This is a genomic window from Pseudopedobacter sp., assembly GCF_040392825.1.
Lineage (GTDB): Bacteria > Bacteroidota > Bacteroidia > Sphingobacteriales > Sphingobacteriaceae > Pseudopedobacter.
The window spans coordinates 1-21,900 of the sequence record NZ_JBEBVH010000038.1; the positions used below are offsets into that span (position 1 = coordinate 1).

A 21,900-nucleotide genomic window follows, 5' to 3' on the forward strand; every position below is an offset into this window, starting at 1 on the left:
GTTTAAAAAAGTAAAAAGTAAAAAGTAAAAAGTAAAAAGTAAAAAGTGTTTTTAGAAGAAGGATGTTTATTTCCCAGCAATGTATTCCGAAAGGGGACGTTGTTTTTGACAGTTTATCAAAAAAATGCATCGTCTCTTGCAAAGGACGATGTTTGGAAGGAAATGACGTTATGGTAAGAGATTGCTTCGTTCCCGAATCAAGTTCGGGACAGGCTTTACCTCCTCGCAATGACAAAAATAGGAGCGTAATTGCGGGGAATGACGCAATCTCATAAAGAAATAAACAAAAATACAGTGCGAATAATTAATCCGACTTATAAGAAAACTTTCAACTCTGAACTTTCAACTTTAACTCACAACCCATAAAATGGCATCTAATATTTTAGAAAAACTAACCATGCTGGACTACCTGATTGTAGTGCTTTATGTCTTGGTATTAGTTTTTATAGGTTTTAAGTCGGCATTAACGGCTAAAAAGAATAAGGAAGAAACTTTGTTTCTGGCAAACAAATCACTAACCTGGCCCAGTATAGGTTTCAATATGTGGGGGACAAATGTTGGCCCGTCTATGTTATTGGCCTTTGCCAGTATAGGTTATACTACCGGTATTGTTGCGGTAAATTTCGACTGGTATGCCTTCGTTTTTCTTTTTCTCCTGGCAGTAGTATTCGCACCTAAATATCTGGCGGCAAAAGTAAGTACTTTGCCAGAATTTATGGGAAAGCGCTACGGAGATTCAACCCAGAATATTCTGGCCTGGTATTCTTTAATTAAAATGCTGATTTCCTGGTTATCATTAGGACTTTTCGCCGGAGGTTTTTTGGTAAGACAAATTCTGGGGATTCCTATGTGGCAATCGGTAATTGTTTTGGTGACCTTCGCCGGATTCTTTACGTTTGCCGGAGGATTGAAAGCTATTGCTAAAGTGAATGTTTTTCAGATGATTTTATTGATAGCGGTATCGTTTTTACTAATGATCCTTGGTCTTAACAAAGTAGGCGGAATAATGAAGCTCTACGAATCTGTTCCGGCAAACTATTGGAATTTAATTCAACCGGCAGATAATCCGGATTATCCGTGGTATGCCATTTTATTGGGATATCCGGTGGCTGCAATCGCTTTTTTCTGTACAGACCAGGCCATGGTACAGTCGGTATTAGGTGCTAAGAATTTAGAACAGGGACAATTGGGGGTAAACTTCATCGGCTGGCTAAAGATATTATCCTTACCATTGTTTATCCTGACTGGAGTAATTTGCTATGTGTTGTTCCCCGGTTTGAAAGATCCGAATGAAGCATACATGACTATGGTAACCAACCTTTTTCCCGCCGGACTGAACGGTTTAGTGATTGTGGTTTTAATTGCTGTACTGGTAGGAACAATTGGCTCGTCTTTAAATTCATTAAGCACAGTTTTTACCATGGATTTATATGTTAAACGTATCAATCCGAATGCAAGCACCCAGAGGATTATTCAGGTAGGGCGTTATACTGTTATAGCAGGAGCGGCTTTTGCAGTTTTAGTCGCTTTAGCAATAGATAGTATTAAGGGGTTAAATTTATTTGACGTATTTCAATCCGTATTAGGTTTTATAGCGCCATCGCTTTCGGTAGTTTTTCTATTAAGTGTTTTCTGGAAAAGAACAACCCGCTTAGCGGTAAACCTGATCCTTTCTGCAGGTTCTATTTTTAGCTTAGGTGTGGGAATTTGCTATTTATGGGTTTTACCGTCCAAAGAATACCCGGGGTTATGGCCGCATTATTTACTGCTGTCATTCCTGATTTTTGCCTTTCTCCTGTTTGTAGGTATAGTTGTTTCTTTGTTAGACAGAAATCCTGTTTCTTACCAGATGACAGCAGAAGAAAAAAGCCATACCGAACCTACGAGCAATAAAGTAAAAATTGCCTGGGCGGCACTCTGGATAGTCATGATTGGACTATATTTATATTTCAGTTAACTCATTGCTGATTTAAAAACTAAATCAAGAGAGACAGGCATAATTACAATTTAGAAATCTTAGATGTTATATAATTAAACTCGTACAAGACTCGTGTTTAATTTAAAAATTGTTTTACGTTACATTTTTGGCACCAAGTAAAAAAGTTGGGGGCTAGGGATAAAATATTAGTTTTGCTGTTATTCATCAGGACACTGGAACAGGAACCTCTATCATTGTTATTGTCTTCAGGGCTCATAGGATTTCAAACTCATTCACGTTGAAAAGATGTCAGATGGCCATCATCTCTATAATCCCAGCACAATATTCCATCACCTAAAGACATACCATAAAGGCTAAGCTTTTTTTATTAAGAGGCGCTGTCTATATAAACTTTTCATAATCCATTATGTATAGAAAAATACACTAAGCCCTCTTAGGTGTAGCCACACTATAGCTATATTGGAGCTATACTATAGCTAAGCACCGGAAATAAAAAAATAAAAACCACGTTTAAAGCCAATAGGAGAGGTTTATAAAATGGGCTTTTTGAAACAAAAATACACTAAGCCCTGCAAACGGCCAACCGCCAGCCGATTTAATCAATACACCATGCAAAGCCAGCCAGTCTATCTCTAACCAGGACCAACGAAAACGACCGATGAACGGAAAGAAAGGTAAAAGCCGATAAAGCAGAACCACCTCATCAGAATGCCTGAACGCAAAGACCAAATGCCTAAGAACTCAATTAAGGAGAGTGAAAAATGTCGAATGCCTTATGTTCAGGGTTATCAAGATATATTCTTCAATCTTATTCCCCCCACCAATAATTTTGCTGGATCTCATTTTTGTGCAAACGTGTTAACTATATTGTGGATGATATTTTTATCGCAATTATATTGTTAATACTAATTATAAATGATAAGTTTGAGCAACAAAAAAATTGAACAAATGAGCATTTTAAATTTATTTGATTTAACAGGAAAAAAAGCATTGGTTACTGGCTGCAAAAGAGGTATAGGTAAGGCAATGGCTGTGGCTTTGGCAGAGGCTGGTGCTGATGTCATTGGTGTTTCGGCATCATTGGAGTTGTCAGGAAGTCAGGTTGAAAAAGAAGTAACTGCTTTAGGACGGTCTTTTCAGGCTTACAAATGTGATTTTTCTAAGCGTGACGATGTTTATGCTTTTATTAATCAGGTAAAAGCAGATGGTCATCAGGTAGATATTCTAATTAATAATGCAGGTACTATTTTAAGAAAACCTGCGGCAGAGCATCCGGATGAATATTGGGACGAAGTAATGGATGTAAATATTAATTCTCAATTTGTAATTACAAGGGAATTTGGTAAAGATATGATTGCAAGAGGTTATGGCAAAGTTATTTTTACGGCCTCTTTATTGACTTTCCAGGGAGGAATTAATGTTCCGGGATATGCAGCAAGTAAAGGAGCAGTGGGTTCATTAACCAAAGCATTTGCTAATGAATGGGCTTCAAAAGGTGTCAATGTGAATGCGATCGCTCCAGGTTATATTAGCACCGATAATACAGAAGCATTGAGAGAAGATGCCGAAAGAAGTGCTTCTATACTTTCAAGAATACCAGCAGGAAGATGGGGTGAACCGGAAGATTTTAAAGGAGCTGTAGTATTCTTGTCTTCAAAAGCCGGTGATTATGTTCACGGAACTGTACTTACAGTAGATGGCGGCTGGATGGGCAGATAAAAAAAATAAATTTCATATTTAGATATTTTAAAAAGCAAGAATTCTTTTATTCTTGCTTTTTTTTGTTTGGATAAATTTATTTTCTTTCATTTTCTTTTTTACTAATATTTTATAAATCAGCTTTTTGTGATTATTTCATCAAAACTCTTGCAGCTAGTTTTTGGCATCAGCTTTGTGTTCGATGTTAATATAATGTTATAGTTATGAGAATTTTGTTGAATGTGATAGCCATAATTTTCATTATAGGCTGGGTGTTGGGGATGTTTGTTTTTAACGATAAAATTTTGGTTCATATATTGTTGGTGTTAGGTGTGTTTACATTAGCAATTAACTTTTTGATATTAGAAGAACCAGTAGAAAATCATCATCATTAGGAGAGAACTAAGAAAGGATTTGAGTATGGATAACATGGAGCACCATAGAAAAGGATTTGATACAATGGTCGAGGCGCTAAATGACCTGGCTAAAAGAGGTTATTCGGGGAACTTGAAGCTTAGGGAGCATTATTTGGAGGATGAAGAAAGAAAATTAATGCTTTATCCCGAGCATTTTAAAGTTGTGGAAAGTTACCGGTTTGAAGGCATGTCGGACCCGGAAGATAACTCTGTAATTTACGCTATCGAATCTCTTGATGGAGACTTTAAAGGAGTTCTCGTTAATGCTTATGGAGCTTATGCAGAAAGAGCTTCAAGCGACATGATCAGGAAACTTGAAATAGAGACTTATCATTAGTTCCAGATTGCCAAGATTCTGCCATAAGGTTTTATATTTCCTTTAACATGATTTATCTTCGCAGGAAAATAATAACCTTATGTTTAAGCGTATTTCTCTTTTTATACTTACAGCTATCTGTCTGATTTCCTGTAGTACAAATAAAAAAATATCAGCAATAAAACCACTTGCTGATTATTCTTCAAATACAGTCATCTACGATAAACAACTTTCATATATTAATATTCCAGTAGAAATTAGTGTTTCTGAGATTCAGTCGCAGGCTAATAAATACTTGACAGGAATTCTATATGAAGATAAAAATATAAGTGACGATAATATTTTGGTTAAAGTAACTAAAGAGGCGCCTATTGTAATAAGAGAACAAGGTGGAAACCTTTTTATAGACTTGCCACTTAGAGTAATTGGCAAACTGAGATATGGATTTGATAAGCTTGGGCTGTCTATGTATGATACCCGCGACTTTTATATGAACGGAACCATAAGTCTAATTTCTGCAGTTGGTTTTAAAGATTGGAAGTTGAATACGCGAACAGTAATTTCTCAAATAAAGTGGAAAGAAAGTCCGTCTGTTATAATTGCCGGGAAAAATGTTCCCGTTACTTATCTGATTAATCCGGCTATAACTGTTTTTAAATCGGATATAGCGAAGAAAGTTGATGATGCAATTGCGCAAACTCTGGATATTAAACCGTATGTTATTGATGCGTTGGATAAAATTGCGGGTCCTACGCAGGTGAACCAGGAATATAATACCTGGTTTTCAATCCAGGCGCAAGAACTGTATAGTACAAAAGCAGTTGTAGCGAATAAAAAAGTAAAAATAGGATTAGGTGCTAAAACTTATTTTGAAACTGTTATAGGAAAAAAACCGGAAAATGTATCTAACAAAAATATTCCTTTAAAATCTATTGATAAAATACATGATCAGTTTAAGGCTAGCGTAGCTGCCTATGCGACCTATCAATATGCTGCTGAAGCAATTCAGAAAAATTTTGCCGGTCAGAAATTCGAGTCGGGGAAAAGGCAGGTAACCGTTAATAAAATAGAGTTATGGGGAAAGGAAGGGAAGATGATTGTGGCAACAGATTTGTCCGGGTCTGTAAATGGAACTTTTTATCTGGTAGGTATTCCTGTATATGATAACGCAAAAAAAGAAGTATTTTTAGATCAGGTTGATTTTGTATTGGATTCAAAAAATAAGATTTTGAAAACAGCAAGTTGGCTGGCCCACGGTTTAATAGTGAATAAAATTGCCGAAAACTGTAGGTTTTCGATTGCAGATCAACTGTTGCAGGGCGAGAAAGCCATGAAGAGTTATCTCAACAACTATCAGGTTATAAAAGGAGTAACGATAAACGGATCTCTTAACAGTTTAAATCCTGATAAAATTGTGCTTACGCCTAATGCCATTGTTGCAATGATTACTGCAAGCGGAAAAGTGAATATTAAGATAGAAGGGATGTAATGATTTTTGGTTTATAAACTATGGTTATAATACATCGGAGTTTGATAGTCTATGGTCATACAAAGAAAGCCTAAGGCTAAAAAGTAGAAAGATCAAAGATTAATGACTAAAATGAACAGTGATTTCCCATGGAAAATCCGAAATTGGAGATTTTAAACAGATATGTTCACTAAAGAACTAATGACGCAATGGCTGCTGAATTATTGATGATTCCATCGGGAGAACAATTCATTAACATTCATTCGCATAGAAAAGCAGTGTCTGCTGACGAATGGGTTTTAAGAAATGCTTTTCATGTTTTGGATGGATATCAAATCGGTAGACTAAATTATGCTGTTTCAGTGGGAGTACATCCATGGTATATCGATTCTGATTTTGAACAAAATATTGCTCAAATAGAATCTCTTCTTCAATTAAATAATGTGTTAGCTTTAGGGGAAATTGGTTTAGATAGAGCTGTGAATATAGACTTTAAGCTGCAAAAACATGTTTTTGAGATTCAGCTTCAACTAGCAGAAGAATATAACAAACCGGTTATTATTCATTCTGTGAGAACATATTCAGATTTGGCGCCTTATCTGAAAAAAATAAAAGTTCCTGTTATTTTACATCAATACCGAGGTAATGAAACACAAACGCAGCAATTCATATCTTTAGAAAATGTGTTTTTTTCTTTCGGTAAAGATTTGATTTTCAATAAAAAGGTTAAAACAATCTTTCAATCCATGCCGCTTAACAGAATTTTTTTAGAAACAGATGTTTTCGCAATGAATATTCAGGATATTTATAAACAAGCGACAATACTGTCGGGTAAAGATATTGGAATATTAAAAGAATACTTATATCAATCTTTTTTAAGAATTTTTAGCAATAGTAAATAGATTGTATCTTAGGGAGGTATGCGCGTGTCTAAAAGGTTTTATTTTATTTCATTCCTGTTATTATGTTTTCTGTCTTGTAAGAAAGAAAATGATGGGATTCCAACAGATGAAGAAATACTAACTGAAATACCATCAATAAGAGATGTAGATTTTAGCTACTCTTTTGAGAATATAATTTTTAATTATAATCTTAAAGCGGGTGATATTGAAAAATTTGATTTTTTGGATATCAGTAAAGCGAATTATGTAAAGAGAGTAGGGATGGAGCTTGCGCAATCAAAAGAGTTAAGGATGAAATATGCTTCCACCTTAGATAGGTCTCAGCTTATTTTCGATGTACAGTTCAGACCAAAAGTTATTTATAAAGATCTACAGACAGGAGCTTCTCTTGCATTAAATGATGTTATAAGTGATAAAGTTCCATTTGAAGCGAAAATACAAGAAAGTACAGTTTTTATAGGTAAATCTCTATTGAGTATTGCAGGGACAGTTTTTGGTTTTAAAATAAGAGGAGATACTGTATATCTTGAACTTTATAAAATGACTTCCGGAACTTCAGCATCTATTATAGATGAATCTGAAAATCAGTCAAAAGTGGGTATTCCTATAAAACAGTTTTTTGGCGACTCAAAAGATAATTTCTGGTATTTATTTAATTTACGTTTTGTACTAACAAAAGATGCCAATCTTAATTGCCTAGAAGTTGAAAATATACAAACCGGAGCGAAAATTAAAGCCTGGGGTAAGTCAAAGATTCAATCTAATGGATGTCAGTGGGGGTACGGATTTATCCGGAGTGAACAGGATAAATTAGTAAGGGTTCAAAATGTAATATACAGGAGCTTAGATTTGATTTCTCCTAAGATCTTGTTTCTTGGACATTCTTTTATAGAAGGTAATTCCTTAGGAAATACTTTAGAAGGTTTTAATGCCCGTTATGCGGTGTTAATAAAAGAAAAGCTGAATGGCAGTGCAGTAATTTCCGGAATGGGAGGAGCCACAAGTCAGGATATTCTGGGAAGATTAAAAATAGATATGGAGCCTTTCTTTCCAAAATATGTGGTAATTGATTGTATTGCGAACGAAAGATCATTTGACTTATGGAGAGGCAATATGTTGAAATTGATAAAAGCAGTAGAAAATAAAGGCGCAATTCCGATATTGGTAACAGGTGCACCTCGTTTAGGGTATGAAAATACAATTAGAGAAGCCAATAATTTTATAAGGAATACTGCCGGATATAAGTATTTAGATTTGAATGATGTTGTTGCGGTTAACAAATCTGTAACAGATTGGAAATCTGATTTCTCTTTGAATGATTTGGTGCATCCATCTGTGCTTGGACATAAAGAAATTGCAAATCGGTTTTTTAGAGATTTCCCGGAAGTTCTTGAATAAAGCCAGACAGATGCATTCATGTCCTTTTATTGTTAAAAATGTCTAAATGTTCAAAAATCTCCTTTGTGTACTTTGCTTAAAATTTTAGCTTTGTATCTGGTGTTTTTTGTGATTTGCTAAAAAGTTTTGAATATTGGGTTTGGAAAAACCAAATTCTTCATATCCCGAATTCAAAATTTGACATTTTTACTTTTCACTTTCACCTTTTTACTTTATTAATTGTATGGCAGAATTAAGTGTAAATTATAGCGAAGATAGTATCCGTTCTCTGGACTGGAAAGAACACATCAGGTTAAGACCTGGTATGTATATAGGTAAGTTGGGAGATGGATCGGCTTATGACGATGGTATATACGTTCTTTTAAAAGAAATTGTAGATAATTCTATCGACGAGTTTGTAATGGGAGCAGGGAAGACAATTGATATTTCTGTTTATGATCACAAGGTGTATGTTCGAGATTATGGTCGTGGTATACCTTTGGGTAAAGTAATAGATTGTGTAAGTAAGATCAATACAGGTGGTAAATATGATTCAAAAGCGTTTCAAAAATCTGTAGGGTTAAATGGTGTGGGTACCAAAGCGGTGAATGCATTGTCCTCGTTGTTTACTGTTCAGTCCTATCGTGACGGAAAAACTAAAAAAGCAGAATTTACAAAAGGTGAGCTAATTGTAGATAATCAGGATGTAGAAACTACACAGCGGAATGGAACATCAATTCATTTTATTCCCGACGATACTATTTTCAGAAACTTTAGATTTATTCCTGAGTTTGTAGAGAACATGATCTGGAACTATGTGTTCCTGAATGCAGGGTTGACTATAAACTTCAACAATCAGAAATTCTTTTCGGAAAAAGGTTTACACGACCTTTTAGTTAGAAATACCGATGCAGAAAGCAACCGTTATCCAATTATCCATTTAAAAGGTGAAGATATAGAGATTGCCATGACGCATGGCCAACAATATGGAGAAGAGTATTACTCTTTTGTAAATGGTCAGCATACTACACAAGGAGGTACACACCAGCAGGCTTTCAGAGAGGCTGTAGTGAGAACAGTTAGAGAGTTCTATAAAAAGGAATTTGACGCATCGGACATCAGAGCTTCCATTGTTGCTGCTATTTCTATCAGAGTTCAGGAACCTGTATTTGAATCTCAGACCAAAACCAAACTGGGGTCTTTGAATGTGGGACCAGATGGACCAACGGTGAGAACCTTTATTAATGATTTTGTTAAAAAGGAATTAGACGACTATTTGCATAAACATTCGGATGTTGCGGATGGTCTTTTAAAGCGTATTCTGCAGTCTGAAAGAGAACGCAAGGATATCGCAGGCATTAAAAAATTAGCTAATGAAAGAGCTAAGAAAGCCAGTTTGCATAACAGGAAGCTGAGAGATTGCAAATGGCACTTAGATGATGAGAAGCAAAGTGAGGAAAACAGAAAGCTTACTACACTTTTTATTACCGAGGGTGACTCGGCCTCGGGTTCTATAACCAAAGCCCGGGATGTTAATACTCAGGGTGTCTTCAGCTTAAAAGGAAAACCGCTTAATTGTTTCGGATTAACCAAAAAAGTAGTTTACGAAAATGAAGAATTTAATCTTTTACAACATGCTTTGAATATAGAGGATGGGTTAGATGGATTAAGATATAATAATATTGTTATTGCGACCGATGCGGATGTGGATGGTATGCATATACGTTTATTGTTGTTGACCTTCTTTTTACAGTTTTTTCCGGATTTAGTGAAAACAGGGCATATCTATATTTTGCAAACTCCTTTATTCAGGGTACGTAATAAAAAAGAAACTATCTATTGTTATAGTGATGAGGAGCGCGTTTTAGCTATCAATAAATTAGGAAATAAACCGGAGATTACCCGCTTTAAAGGTTTAGGTGAAATTTCACCCGATGAATTTGCTGGTTTTATTGGTGAAGATATACGCCTGGACCCGGTGATATTATCTTCTGATGTGAAGATTAAAAACTTGTTAGAGTATTATATGGGCAAGAATACTCCCGACAGACAGAAACACATTGTAACCAATTTACGAATAGAAAAAGATGAAGCTGATATTATAGCAAAGGCAGAAGCCGCAGCTGAGGCAGAGGCGTTAGTGGTTGCAGTATAAAACCGCAAAGGACTCAAAGAATGGTCACAAAGGGTGCAAAGAAATAATTTTTCTTTTTAGGGGAGCACTTTGGACTAATAGCAATAAGTATGGAAATAGAGAATTTCTTGTCTAAAGAAATAATAGGAGCCGCTTTAAAGGTTCATAAAGCTCTGGGGCCTGGGTTATTGGAATCAGCTTATAAAGAATGTCTCTATTACGAATTGCTTAAGTCTGGTTTATATGTTGAAAAAGAAAAATCATTACCACTTGTATATGAAGAAGTGAAGTTGAATTGTGGGTATCGATTAGATTTGTTTGTCGAGGGTAAGGTCATAATCGAAACGAAATCTGTAGAAGAAATAAGTGATGTGCATTTTGCACAAGTATTAACGTATTTAAAATTAACGAAATGCAAATTGGGTTTGTTAATGAACTTTAATGTTGTCTTATTAAAGGATGGTATTAGAAGAATAATAAATAGTTAAAGAATAATAAGCAAGAAGAGAGACTTTGTGCTCTCTGTGCAAAACTTTGAGCCCTTTGCGGTTATAAGAATATGGAAGAAAACGAAGAAGAAGTATTACACAATGTAACCCCTATAAGCGGGCTGTATGAAAACTGGTTTCTGGATTATGCATCTTATGTAATTCTGGATCGGGCAGTTCCGCATATCAATGATGGTTTAAAACCAGTGCAACGTCGTATCCTTCATTCTTTAAAAGAAATGGATGACGGACGTTTCAATAAAGCCGCCAACGTTATTGGTAATACCATGAAGTATCATCCGCATGGTGATGCTTCTATTGGAGATGCTATGGTGCAGATTGGACAGAAAGAACTTCTTATAGATACACAAGGTAACTGGGGAGACCCGGTAACGGGCGATTCGGCAGCTGCGGCAAGGTACATTGAAGGAAGACTTTCTAAATTTGCGTTAGAAGTCGTTTTTAATCCCGATACTACAGAGTGGCAGCTTTCTTATGACGGTAGAAATCGGGAACCTGTTACATTGCCGGTAAAATTTCCGTTGTTATTAGCGCAAGGTGCAGAAGGTATTGCGGTTGGTTTAGCAACCAAAGTGATGCCCCATAACTTTAACGAGTTGATAGATGCATCTATTGAAATTTTGAACGGAAACAGGCCAAATATACTTCCGGATTTTTATACCGGAGGTATGGCAGATTTTTCTCAATATAACGAGGGGCAAAGAGGTGGTAAAATAAGAGTAAGAGCCAAAATTTCGGAATTGGATAAGAAAACTTTGGTTATTACCGAAATACCTTTTACAACAACTACAACAGGTTTAATAGACAGTATTATTGCTGCAAACGATAAAGGGAAAATTAAGATTAAGAAGATAGAAGACAATACCGCAAAAAATGTGGAAATTGTGGTCCATCTTTCTCCGGGAATATCTCCTGATGTGACTATAGATGCATTATATGCATTTACAGCCTGTGAAACTTCTATATCTCCAAACACTTGTGTCATTAAGAATGACAAGCCGAATTTTATGAGTGTTAATGATATTCTCATAGAAAGTACCCACTATACCAAGGAGTTGCTAAAGAGAGAGTTGGAGATCAAACTTCACGATTTGCAGGAAAAAATCTTCTTCAGTTCACTGCTTAAAATCTTCATTCAGGAAGGAATGTACAAAAATTCGCAATACGAAAACTCTACAAATTTCGAAGAGGTTGTAGCTGTATTGCATGAATTGTTCGATCCTTTTAAACCTACTTTATATAGGGAAATCCTGCCAGAAGATTTTAAAAAGCTGATTGAAAAACCGATGAGTAGTATCACCCGTTTTGATGTTAAGAAAGCGGATGAGCAAATGGCTGCTCTGGAAAAGGAAATCTCTCAGGTAAAGAAAAACTTGAAGCATCTGACCGATTTTGCCATAGCCTATTTTACTCGTTTGAAAGAAAAGTACGGAAAAGGCAGAGAGCGCAAAACAGAAATCAGAGCATTTGATAGAGTAGAAGCTAGTCAGGTTGCATTAGCGAATATCAAATTCTATGTAAATAGAGAAGATGGGTTTGTAGGAACAGGATTGAAGAAAGACGAATATTTGTTCGATTGTTCTGATTTAGATGATATTATCGTGTTCAGAGAAGATGGGAGTTTCAATGTCACCAAAGTGCAGGATAAAACTTTCGTTGGAAAAGGAATTTTGCATGTAGGCGTATTTAAGAAAAACGACGACAGGACCATTTACAATATGATTTATCGCGATGGTAAATCGGGGACGGCTTATATCAAGCGTTTTGCCGTGGGGGGTGTTACCCGTGACAAAGAATACGATTTAACAAAAGGAACAAAAGGTTCAAAAGTACTTTATTTCACTGCCAATCCTAATGGGGAAGCAGAAGTAGTAAACATTGCATTAAAGCCTATGTCTAAATTGCGTAAGCTAAGTTTTGACGCCGATTTTGCCGAAATAGCAATAAAAGGTAGAGCTTCGCAGGGTAATATTGTTACTAAATTCGCAATTAAGAAAATAACTTTAAAATCTAAAGGCGTTTCTACTTTGGCCGGAAGAAAGATCTGGTATGATGACGTGACAAAACGTTTGAATGAGAACGGGCATGGTGAATTTTTAGGCGAGTTCCAGGCAGAAGACAAAATTCTTTGCGTGTTTAGTGATGGAAGTTATGAACTATCGTCTTTCGATCTAACTAACCATTTCGATGACAAGATGATTCGGATTGAAAAATATGATCCTGAACGCATTTTTGCTGCAATACATATTGATGGAAAAACTAAGAACTATTTTGTGAAACGATTTAAGTTTGAAGATTTAGCTATCGGAAAACGTATGGGATTCATAAATGAGGAACCGGGATCACAATTGTTAATCTTAACAAAAGCAAAGAATCCGGTAGTAAAGGTAGAAGCATTGAAAGGAAAAACACAAATACATGATGAAACAGAAGTAGATTTATCTGAAGCAATAGATGTGAAAGGAATCAAGGCTCAGGGTAATCGTTTAAGTCCACATGATATTCAAAAAGTAACTCTGTTAACAGAAGAAGAGAAAGATGAAGAAGAACAACAGCAGCTGGACGAAGAGATAGAAGATACTTTAGATACGGAAGAAAGCGAATCTGAGGAAAATGAACCGGAAGAAAGCGCAGAAGAGCCAGTAACAGAGAAACCTAAATTTGTATCTGAATTTAAACAAACGAAAAAAGTAGATTTTGAGATCACCAATCCGGAAGATCTCGAAGATACTGGTCAACTGGGACTATTTTAATCTAAGTTGAATATTAAGGAAAAGGTTTTGGCTTCTGGTCAGAACCTTTTTCTTTTTAGTGAGCTTTATTATTTGGTAAACTTATGTTATTTACTGAAATTTATTGAAACCAATACATTACAACCTAGTCTAAAATCATAGATTGCTTTATGAGATTTACAGCAAACTTTGCATATTATAGTTTATTAGTCACGCTGATTATTCACTCTTCGAATCTTTTTGCAGCTATAGATATCCAAAAGGTAGGTGTGCCTTATATTGAAAACTATTCAAAATCCGAGTATAAGGCAGCTAATCAGAATTGGGGGATTGCTCAGGATGAAAACAATATCATATATATTGCCAATAATGAGGGCCTTTTAACTTTTGACGGAAGTATCTGGAGACATTATGAAGCGCAAAATAAAATAATCCTCAGAGCCGTAGCAACAGACGGAAAAGGTAAAATATTTACCGGGGGATTTGAAGATTTCGGATATTGGTTTTACGACAGTAAAGGGTTGTTACGATATAAGAGCTTAATTGCTCTCCTTCCAAAAAATATTAAACTGAGTGATGAGATATGGAAGATATATATAGACGGAGATAGGGTTTTGTTCCAATCTTTTTCAAAAATTTTCATCTATCAAAATAATAAGGTTACCGTTGTAAATGATAAAGAAGCCCAAAGCCAGCCCTACCTGTTCCTCCATAAAATAAATAATAGATTCTTTGTTGAGGTCATCAATATAGGTTTATTCGAATTAAAAGGTAATAATATATATCCGTTAGAAGGTAGTGAAATGCTTGGCCAAAGTGGAATACTCTGTATTTTACCTTTTGGAAAAGATGAAATGCTAATTGGAACGGCAAAGAATGGGCTTTTTATTTATAACGGTTTAACTTTTAGAAAATGGGAAAATCAAGCGGAAGACTATTTGAAAAATTATCAACTCAATAACGGAATAAAAGTTCTTGATGGTTATTTTGCTTTTGGAACCATTTTAAAAGGTATCGTTATTCTGGACAAATCTGGAAATATTGTTCAACAAATCGACAAAAGTAATGGACTGCAAAACAATACGGTTTTAAATCTTTTGGTAGATAGAGAACAAAACCTATGGTGTTCATTAGATAACGGAATAGACAGAATAGAAATAAATTCACCCTTATATTTTTACCTGGATAAATCCGGCAGATTCGGATCAGTTTATTCCAGTATTATTCACAAAGGGCATATTTATCTGGGAACTAACCAGGGGCTTTTTTATAGTAATTGGATAAGTACAGATCAGAAGCGTCAGAATTTCGAATTTAATTTAGTTAAAAATAGTCAGGGACAGGTTTGGGATTTATCAGTATTTGATGGCAATCTTATTTGCGGGCATAACACGGGAACATATCGTGTAAATGGCACCGAATTAGAAAAAATGTCGTCAGTGAATGGCGGATGGTTTATTACGCGTTCCAATATATCTCCTGATTTGCTTATTCAGGGGACTTATACAGGTCTGGTTATTTATAAGAAAAATGAGCAAGATAAGTTTGAAATGCTTCATAAAGTAGCCGGTTTTTCAGGTCCGTTACGTTATGTACAGCAAGACGAGAAAGGAAATATTTGGGTAAGCCATGTTTACAAAGGAGTATTTAAACTTAAACTATCTCCAGATTATTCAAAAGTTACTGATATTAAAGAATACGGTGTAGGTTCGGGTCTCCCGGGGAACTACAAAGTCAATATCTTTAATTTAAGCGGGCGTATTATCTTTTCTACCGATCAGGGATTTTATATATACGACGAAATAAGTGACAGCTTTCATAATTATGAACAGTTAAATTCAAAACTGGGATCATTCTCCAGATCAAATAAGATCATCAAAGCAAATGATAATCAGTACTGGTTCATTAGAAAAGGTAATATATCTCTGGTTGATTTTAGTAAAGCGGGGAAGTTGGAGATAGACTCTAATATGTTCAGAGTTCTGAAAGATCGTATGTTTCGCGATTATGAAAATGTAAACAAAATTAATAGTGATTTTTATCTTATTAGTGTGGATGATGGTTTTGTCATTTTTAATAAGTCTAACAGAATTGATAAAAATGAAAAGTTACCGAAAGTGATTGTTGGTCAAATCGAAGCTGCCGGAGATGCTCTAACTGTGGTGTCGAATTTTGGTTCGTTCGGCAAAGATATTGTTATCCAATATAAAGACAAGAATATGCGTATTAATTACGCATTGCCTTACTATAAACAGGGAGACGTTAAATATCAGTATTATTTGGAAGGATACTCTTCGCAATGGTCAGAATGGAGTAATCAAACGCAAAGAGATTTTACTAATCTTCCATCCGGAGATTATATATTCAGAATTCGAGCGAAGTTTAACGAACAATTAATTTCAGAAATATCAGAATTCGAGTTCACTATACAGCCCCCTTTTTATGCCACTAAAATAGCGTTTGTTATTTACCTGCTATTACTTTTTGTATTGGCTTTTTATATACGCAAATGGTATAAAAGAAACTTAATCAGGCACCAGCAAAAAATAGAAGAGAAGCTTCGAAAAGAGAAAGAAGCACAATTGAAAGAAGAGTCTATTATTAATGAACAAAAGCTAATAAAGCTTAAAAATGAGAAATTGGAAGCCGATCTGATGAGCAAAGCCAGGGAGGCCACGAATTCGGCAATGAATATTGTTTATAAAAACGAATTGCTGCAAAAGATAAAGGAAGAAATCTCTGAGCTGAAGGATGAGAATGGTAAAAGACTTTCAGAAGATCAGCTCCGTAGAATACAGAAAGTGATTGACGAGGGAATGAACGACGAACGCGACTGGGATTTATTTGAAAAGAGTTTCAATGAAACTCATGAGAATTTCTTTCATAAACTCAAAGTAAACCATCCGGATTTGGTTCCCAATGATTTGAAATTGTGTGCATACCTTCGAATGAATATGAGTAGTAAGGAAATGGCTTCTTTATTAAATATCACACTGCGTGGTGTAGAAATAAGAAGATACAGATTACGCAAAAAATTAGAGGTTCCCCATGATAAAAATTTAGTAGAGTTTCTTATGGAAATATAATTTTTACTACACTCTTACTACATCATTACCTCTCATCTTCTTGTATATGATTACAGAGATGGGAGGTTTTTTATTATTTTTTGATGTAGCGATAAATACCTGAAATACCCTTTTTTACCGTTTAAATACGTTTTTCTCTCTTATAATTAAACAATTATGATGTAGTGTAGTTGTTAATGATGTAGTGTTGTAGAGTTTATTTTTTTGTATACAAGCAATTATTCTACTCAACTTTATATTAACAATAACACCAGTTATACATAACACTAACTAATTAAACAATTTATTATGAAAGGGAAATTCTTACTGTTTTTCTATCTGATTTCCGTTAGTTATGTTTTTGGTCAGAATATAAAAGTAAGCGGTACGGTAACAGACGCTTCAGACCAGGGACCACTAATAGGAGTCGCAGTGAACGTGAAAGGTGGCACAGCAGCTACACAAACCAACGTAGATGGTAATTTCACGATAGACGTTCCGGCAAATGGAACTTTAGTATTTAGCTACATCGGGTATGCAACCAAAGAAGTAGCGGTCAACAATCAAACCAATATTAATGTAACACTTTCTTCCGGACTTCAGGAATTAGAACAGGTAGTTGTTATTGGCTATGGCACACAACGAAAAAGAGATTTAACAGGTACTATTACTTCTATTAAAGGAGAAGATATTGCCAAGTCTCCAAATGTGAATCCTGTTTCTTCGTTACAGGGGAAAGTAGCCGGTTTAACTATTGTAAACAGTGGTAGTCCGGGTGCGGCACCAACAGTGAGGGTTAGAGGAATAGGAAGTATTAATAACGCTAGTCCTTTGTATGTCGTGGATGGTGTACACCAAAGTAATATTGATTATCTCAATCCTGCAGATATAGAAAGTATAGAAGTCCTAAAGGATGCATCTTCTATAGCAATTTTTGGTTTACAAGGAGCTAACGGGGTTATCGTAGTAACTACCAAAAGAGCACAAACCGGAGAAACCAGGGTAACTTTATCAAGTTCTGCAGGTTTTCAAAAAGTTCAAAATACAATAGATGTACTTAACGCAGCACAATTCCGCTCGGTCTACGATAAAATTCTTGCCAACGCCAATGCAGCTCCGTTTGATTACACTAATTATACTGCAGATACAGATTGGCAAAAAGAGATCCTTCAAACTGCCTTCCAGACTAATCATAGTTTGACTGTTTCCAATAGTGGAGAGAAGTCTACTACCTTAGTGAATTTAGGATATAACAACCAGGAAGGTGTACTTAAATTCGGAAGATTCCAAAGATATATTGCCCGATTAAATCAAGAAACTAAAATAACAAATAACATAAAAATTGGTGGAGATATTACTGGCTCTCACTGGAATTTAAACGGCTCCGGAGGAGATTTAAATAATGCCTTATGGGCTGCTCCTATAGTGGGTGTAAGAGAAAGTGAGACAGCTTACTACGCGATGCCTTCTTTCCAAAGAGCGCAAGTAGGTAATCCGGTAGCCAGAATTTATCAGAATGATAGAAAGAGTATCAATAAAGGTTACCGGGTTGTAGGAAGTTTATTTGGAGAAGTGAAATTTCTAGATAACTTCACTTGGAGATCGCAAGTTTATACCGACTTGGGCTTTAACAACTCAAGAGGTTATACAGGGTTACCTTTTACGCAGGTTTATTTAGGAGAAGGAGGTAATCCTACAACATACTATAATAATCCAAATGCGAGGACATCTGTAAGACAAAATGCTGACGAGTATAGAAAATTCCAACAAGATCATACACTAACTTATACGAATACTTTTAATGATGATCATAGAATCACCGGGCTTTTGGGTTTCACTTCTATTTTTGAAAGTGGGACTTCGCTGTCTGGTAGCAGAACAGATGCCAGTTTAAACATTCCGGATAGTCCCGAGTTCTGGTATATAAATATCTCTAATAGAGAGAATCCATCTACGGTAGGGGGAGATGGTTTCGAGCGCTCATCAATGGGGATTTTTGCAAGGGCAAATTATGCCTATAAAGATAAATATCTGGTAAATGCTTCTATTCGCAGAGACGGTATTTCACGTATAGCCCCGCAGAATAGATGGGGAACCTTTGGTAGTATAGGTTTAGGGTGGGTAGTTACAGGTGAAGATTTCTTTAATATCAAAGGAATAGACTTTCTGAAATTACGTGGCGCATGGGGTAAAATTGGTAATGCTCAAGGGGTTGCAGATTATATCTTCCTGCCTGCAATGGTAATCACAGGATCGGGCGTTTTTGGTGTTTATGTTTATCCTTCTGTAGCACCTGCCTATTTGCCAGATCCGTACTTAAGGTGGGAAAGGGGTAGAGGTATTGATTTAGGCTTCGATTTGAGGGCGCTTGACAGCCGATTAAGTGCAGAAATCACCTACTATGACAAAAAAACGGTAGACTTAATTACAGAAATTACCCAGTTAGCATCTACTGGAGTTCAAAAATTTATAACAAACGCAGGGCATATTTCTAATAAAGGGATAGAAGTGGCTCTTGGGTGGAACGATAAGATAACCGATGATTTAAGATTTTCTGTAACACCAAACTTTAGCTATAATAAAAATAAAGTGGTGGCCATAGGAAATAATATAGACTATTTACTTATAGGAAATGGTGGAGTAAATAGAACTGTTAGAGGAGAATCTGTGGGGCATTTTTATGGTTATCGTCAGGTTGGTATTTATCAATCAACTAAAGATTTGGATGATTATCCGAGATGGGCTAATTCACTACCTGGAGACATTATGTTTGCCGATTTGAATAATGACGGAGTGATAACTGAGGCAGACCGTGAAAATTTAGGATCTCCTTTTCCGAGCTGGAACTTTGGTGTTAATCTAAGCTTAGACTATAAAAATTTCGATTTTCTGATACAGGGACAGGGCGTTGCAGGTAACTATATTTACACTCAAAGAAGAACTGCCGTATTTACAGACCTCAATTTAGAATCTAATAGATTGAATGCATGGGATGGTATGGGAACGTCTAATATAGAGCCTATACTGGATAAATCAAGAGGGAACAACTATCGTTTCAGTACCTATTTTTTAGAGCCCGGTGATTATTTCCGAATTAGAACTATACAGTTGGGTTACACATTAAAACCAAAAAACCTATCTAATACCCTGTTTAAGGGATTGAGGTTATATATGAGCGGTCAAAATATTCATACATGGTCAAAAGCTACGGGTTATACACCAGAAGTTCCGATTAGCAGCATTTTGGGAGGTGGTGCCGATAATGGAGTCTATCCTATTCCGGCTGTTTACACTTTTGGAGTAAATGTTACATTTTAATTTTTGAAAGATGAAAAGTTTAAAAAAAACAACCAAGTATATAGTTGCGGTATCTTTGCTATTTGCTTTAACGACAGGATGTAAGGATTTTCTCGACACCGAACCACAAGGTGATTATACTTCGGGTACTTATCCGTATCCAAATGGATCGGGTCCATTCGACGGTGAAATATTTGCAGCTTATGATGTATTGCGCTCGTATGATGCCTCCGGTTCGGGATTTATAGCAGCAACGAGTATACGAAGTGATGATGCAGATAAAGGAAGTACACCAACTGACGGCCCGACTTCTAAGGAAATGGATGATTTTAGCCTTATCCCAACAAACGGTCTGGTAGACGGTTTGTGGAAGGGCTATTACAACTTGATTGCTAAGGCAAATATTGTTTTAGATAAGGTAGAAAAAGATCAGGACCCTGGTACACCGGAGGATTCAAAAATATACGCGCAAGCGGAAGCTAGATTCTTAAGAGGTTATGCATATTTTATGCTAGTAAGATTTTTTGGAAAAGTACCATTAGTTGACAAAGTATATGATGATGCTTCTCAGCAATCTAATATCCCTCAGAGTGATGTAACCGCGCTTTATACTTTTATAGAGAATGATCTGATTTTTGCAGGGGCGAATCTGCCTCCAGATTGGGACCCTACTAAATTTCCCGGACGAGCAACTAGCGGAGCGGCCAATGGTATACTTGCAAAAGTATATTTGACTCAGCAAAAATGGGGTCTGGCCATGAGTGCAGCGAAAAGAGTAATAGACTCTAAAAAGTATGATCTAAAAACCGAGTACAAGAATATCTTTGGTGAAGAAGGCGAAAATAGTTCCGAATCTGTTTTTGAAATACAAGCAACGGCATCTTTAACAGAAAAAAGGAATAATGGTAGTCAGTTTGCCAGTATACAGGGAGTTAGAGGAGCCGGAGATTGGAACCTGGGTTGGGGATTTAATGTGCCAAGTGCACAATTAAATGCTGCTTATGAGGCAAATGACCCAAGAAAAGCCAGAACGTTCTTGGCTGTAGGGCAGCCTTCTGTTTATAATGAGGTATTCACCACAGCCAATTTAACTGCAAATGCACCTACCGTTTATAATCATAAAGTACATTCTAATCCGGCAAGAAGAAGAGCTTTATTGGATAATTTTTCTTACTGGATGAATATCAGAATATTGAGATACGCTGATGTAGTTTTAATGTATGCTGAAGCAGCCAATGAGTTGGGTGGTACAGATAATACAACAGAAGCACTAAGTGCATTAAATAGTGTGAGAGCAAGAGCAAGAATTGGTGCACCTGCGGGAACTTTGTCGGATATTACAACAACAAATCAATCTGATTTAAGAGATGCTATAAGACATGAAAGAAGAATAGAGCTTGCAATGGAGCACGATAGATTTTTTGATTTGGTTAGATGGGGCATTGCCGGACAGGTACTTCAAAATGCAGGAAAGAATTTTGTAACCGGTACACATGAGCTATTACCAATTCCAAGTAATCAGATTCAAATCAGCAAAAACGTACTAAAGCAAAATCCTGGGTACCCTAATTAATCACCTATAAAACCGTAAAGAAATGAAGACTTTAACATTATATATCAAATATTTTGGTCTTTTAGGAATCATACTTAGTATGTATTCCTGTAAAAAAGATGGCAATCCTAATAATTTGCCAGATATAGATAAAAGCAAATACGAGGGCACTGTGGATGGATACAGAAGTTCTGATGAAGTAGCCCCAGACAATTTGGTAGCTTACTGGGATTTCGAAGGCAGTCTGAATGAAAAAATATCGGGATTTGCACCTGTTACAACCCAAGGAAATTCTTTTGTTGATGCAGGGTTGAGAGGGAAGGCATTGAGTTTAAACGCAGGTTTTTTATATTTTAATAAGCAATTTGAGGTATTTAAAACAGATAATTTTAAAAGTTTTACAGTGAGTACCTGGGTTCAGATATTAAATAATGGATCTAAGAGAACAATGATCTTTCAATTAGCAAGGCCCGGGATTTTCAATGGAAATCTAAA

13 protein-coding genes and 1 pseudogene are annotated in these 21,900 nt (G+C 35.9%); all 14 read left to right on the forward strand.

The annotated features are described in order from the left end of the window. Nucleotides 1-367: 367 nt before the first annotated feature. The gene (locus tag ABWO41_RS04460) at nucleotides 368-1,957 is read left to right on the forward strand and encodes a sodium:solute symporter family transporter (protein ID WP_353134074.1); all 1,590 of its coding nucleotides are present in this window, start codon (nucleotides 368-370) and stop codon (nucleotides 1,955-1,957) included. A gap of 936 nt (nucleotides 1,958-2,893) precedes the next feature. Beyond that, a complete protein-coding gene (gene kduD / locus ABWO41_RS04465; protein ID WP_353134110.1) occupies nucleotides 2,894-3,658 on the forward strand; it encodes a 2-dehydro-3-deoxy-D-gluconate 5-dehydrogenase KduD in 765 nt (254 codons plus the stop codon). Nucleotides 3,659-3,861: 203 nt separating this feature from the next. Beyond that, complete coding sequence (locus tag ABWO41_RS04470) at nucleotides 3,862-4,032, forward strand: DUF5670 family protein (protein WP_353134077.1); 171 nt, start codon at nucleotides 3,862-3,864, stop codon at nucleotides 4,030-4,032. Nucleotides 4,033-4,057: 25 nt separating this feature from the next. Beyond that, nucleotides 4,058-4,390, forward strand: a complete 333-nt coding sequence (locus tag ABWO41_RS04475) for a phosphoribosylpyrophosphate synthetase (RefSeq protein ID WP_353134080.1) — start codon at nucleotides 4,058-4,060, stop codon at nucleotides 4,388-4,390. Between the two features lie 79 nt (nucleotides 4,391-4,469). Then, entirely contained in the window at nucleotides 4,470-5,858 is a 1,389-nt protein-coding gene (locus tag ABWO41_RS04480; protein ID WP_353134083.1) for a DUF4403 family protein, read from the forward strand. 188 nt (nucleotides 5,859-6,046) lie between these two features. Continuing rightward, on the forward strand, nucleotides 6,047-6,739 hold the full coding sequence (locus ABWO41_RS04485; RefSeq protein ID WP_353134086.1) for a TatD family hydrolase: 693 nt from the start codon (nucleotides 6,047-6,049) through the stop codon (nucleotides 6,737-6,739). A gap of 24 nt (nucleotides 6,740-6,763) precedes the next feature. Further along, nucleotides 6,764-8,137 (forward strand): SGNH/GDSL hydrolase family protein, encoded by a 1,374-nt coding sequence (locus ABWO41_RS04490; protein WP_353134089.1) that lies wholly within the window; start codon nucleotides 6,764-6,766, stop codon nucleotides 8,135-8,137. A 223-nt stretch (nucleotides 8,138-8,360) separates the two neighbouring features. Further along, entirely contained in the window at nucleotides 8,361-10,271 is a 1,911-nt protein-coding gene (locus ABWO41_RS04495; protein WP_353134092.1) for a DNA topoisomerase IV subunit B, read from the forward strand. Nucleotides 10,272-10,360: 89 nt separating this feature from the next. Beyond that, complete coding sequence (locus tag ABWO41_RS04500) at nucleotides 10,361-10,738, forward strand: GxxExxY protein (protein WP_353134095.1); 378 nt, start codon at nucleotides 10,361-10,363, stop codon at nucleotides 10,736-10,738. A gap of 71 nt (nucleotides 10,739-10,809) precedes the next feature. Then, nucleotides 10,810-13,512 carry a DNA gyrase/topoisomerase IV subunit A gene (locus ABWO41_RS04505; protein WP_353134098.1) on the forward strand — a complete coding sequence of 901 codons (2,703 nt, stop codon included), beginning with the start codon at nucleotides 10,810-10,812 and terminating at the stop codon, nucleotides 13,510-13,512. Nucleotides 13,513-13,661: 149 nt separating this feature from the next. Next, a complete protein-coding gene (locus ABWO41_RS04510) occupies nucleotides 13,662-16,577 on the forward strand; it encodes a triple tyrosine motif-containing protein (RefSeq protein ID WP_353134101.1) in 2,916 nt (971 codons plus the stop codon). Between the two features lie 288 nt (nucleotides 16,578-16,865). Continuing rightward, nucleotides 16,866-19,874 carry a SusC/RagA family TonB-linked outer membrane protein gene (locus tag ABWO41_RS04515; RefSeq protein ID WP_353134104.1) on the forward strand — a complete coding sequence of 1,003 codons (3,009 nt, stop codon included), beginning with the start codon at nucleotides 16,866-16,868 and terminating at the stop codon, nucleotides 19,872-19,874. Nucleotides 19,875-19,884: 10 nt separating this feature from the next. After that, nucleotides 19,885-21,426 carry a RagB/SusD family nutrient uptake outer membrane protein gene (locus tag ABWO41_RS04520; protein ID WP_353134107.1) on the forward strand — a complete coding sequence of 514 codons (1,542 nt, stop codon included), beginning with the start codon at nucleotides 19,885-19,887 and terminating at the stop codon, nucleotides 21,424-21,426. 22 nt (nucleotides 21,427-21,448) lie between these two features. Next, nucleotides 21,449-21,900, forward strand: a pseudogene (locus tag ABWO41_RS04525) (LamG domain-containing protein); the annotation flags it as partial.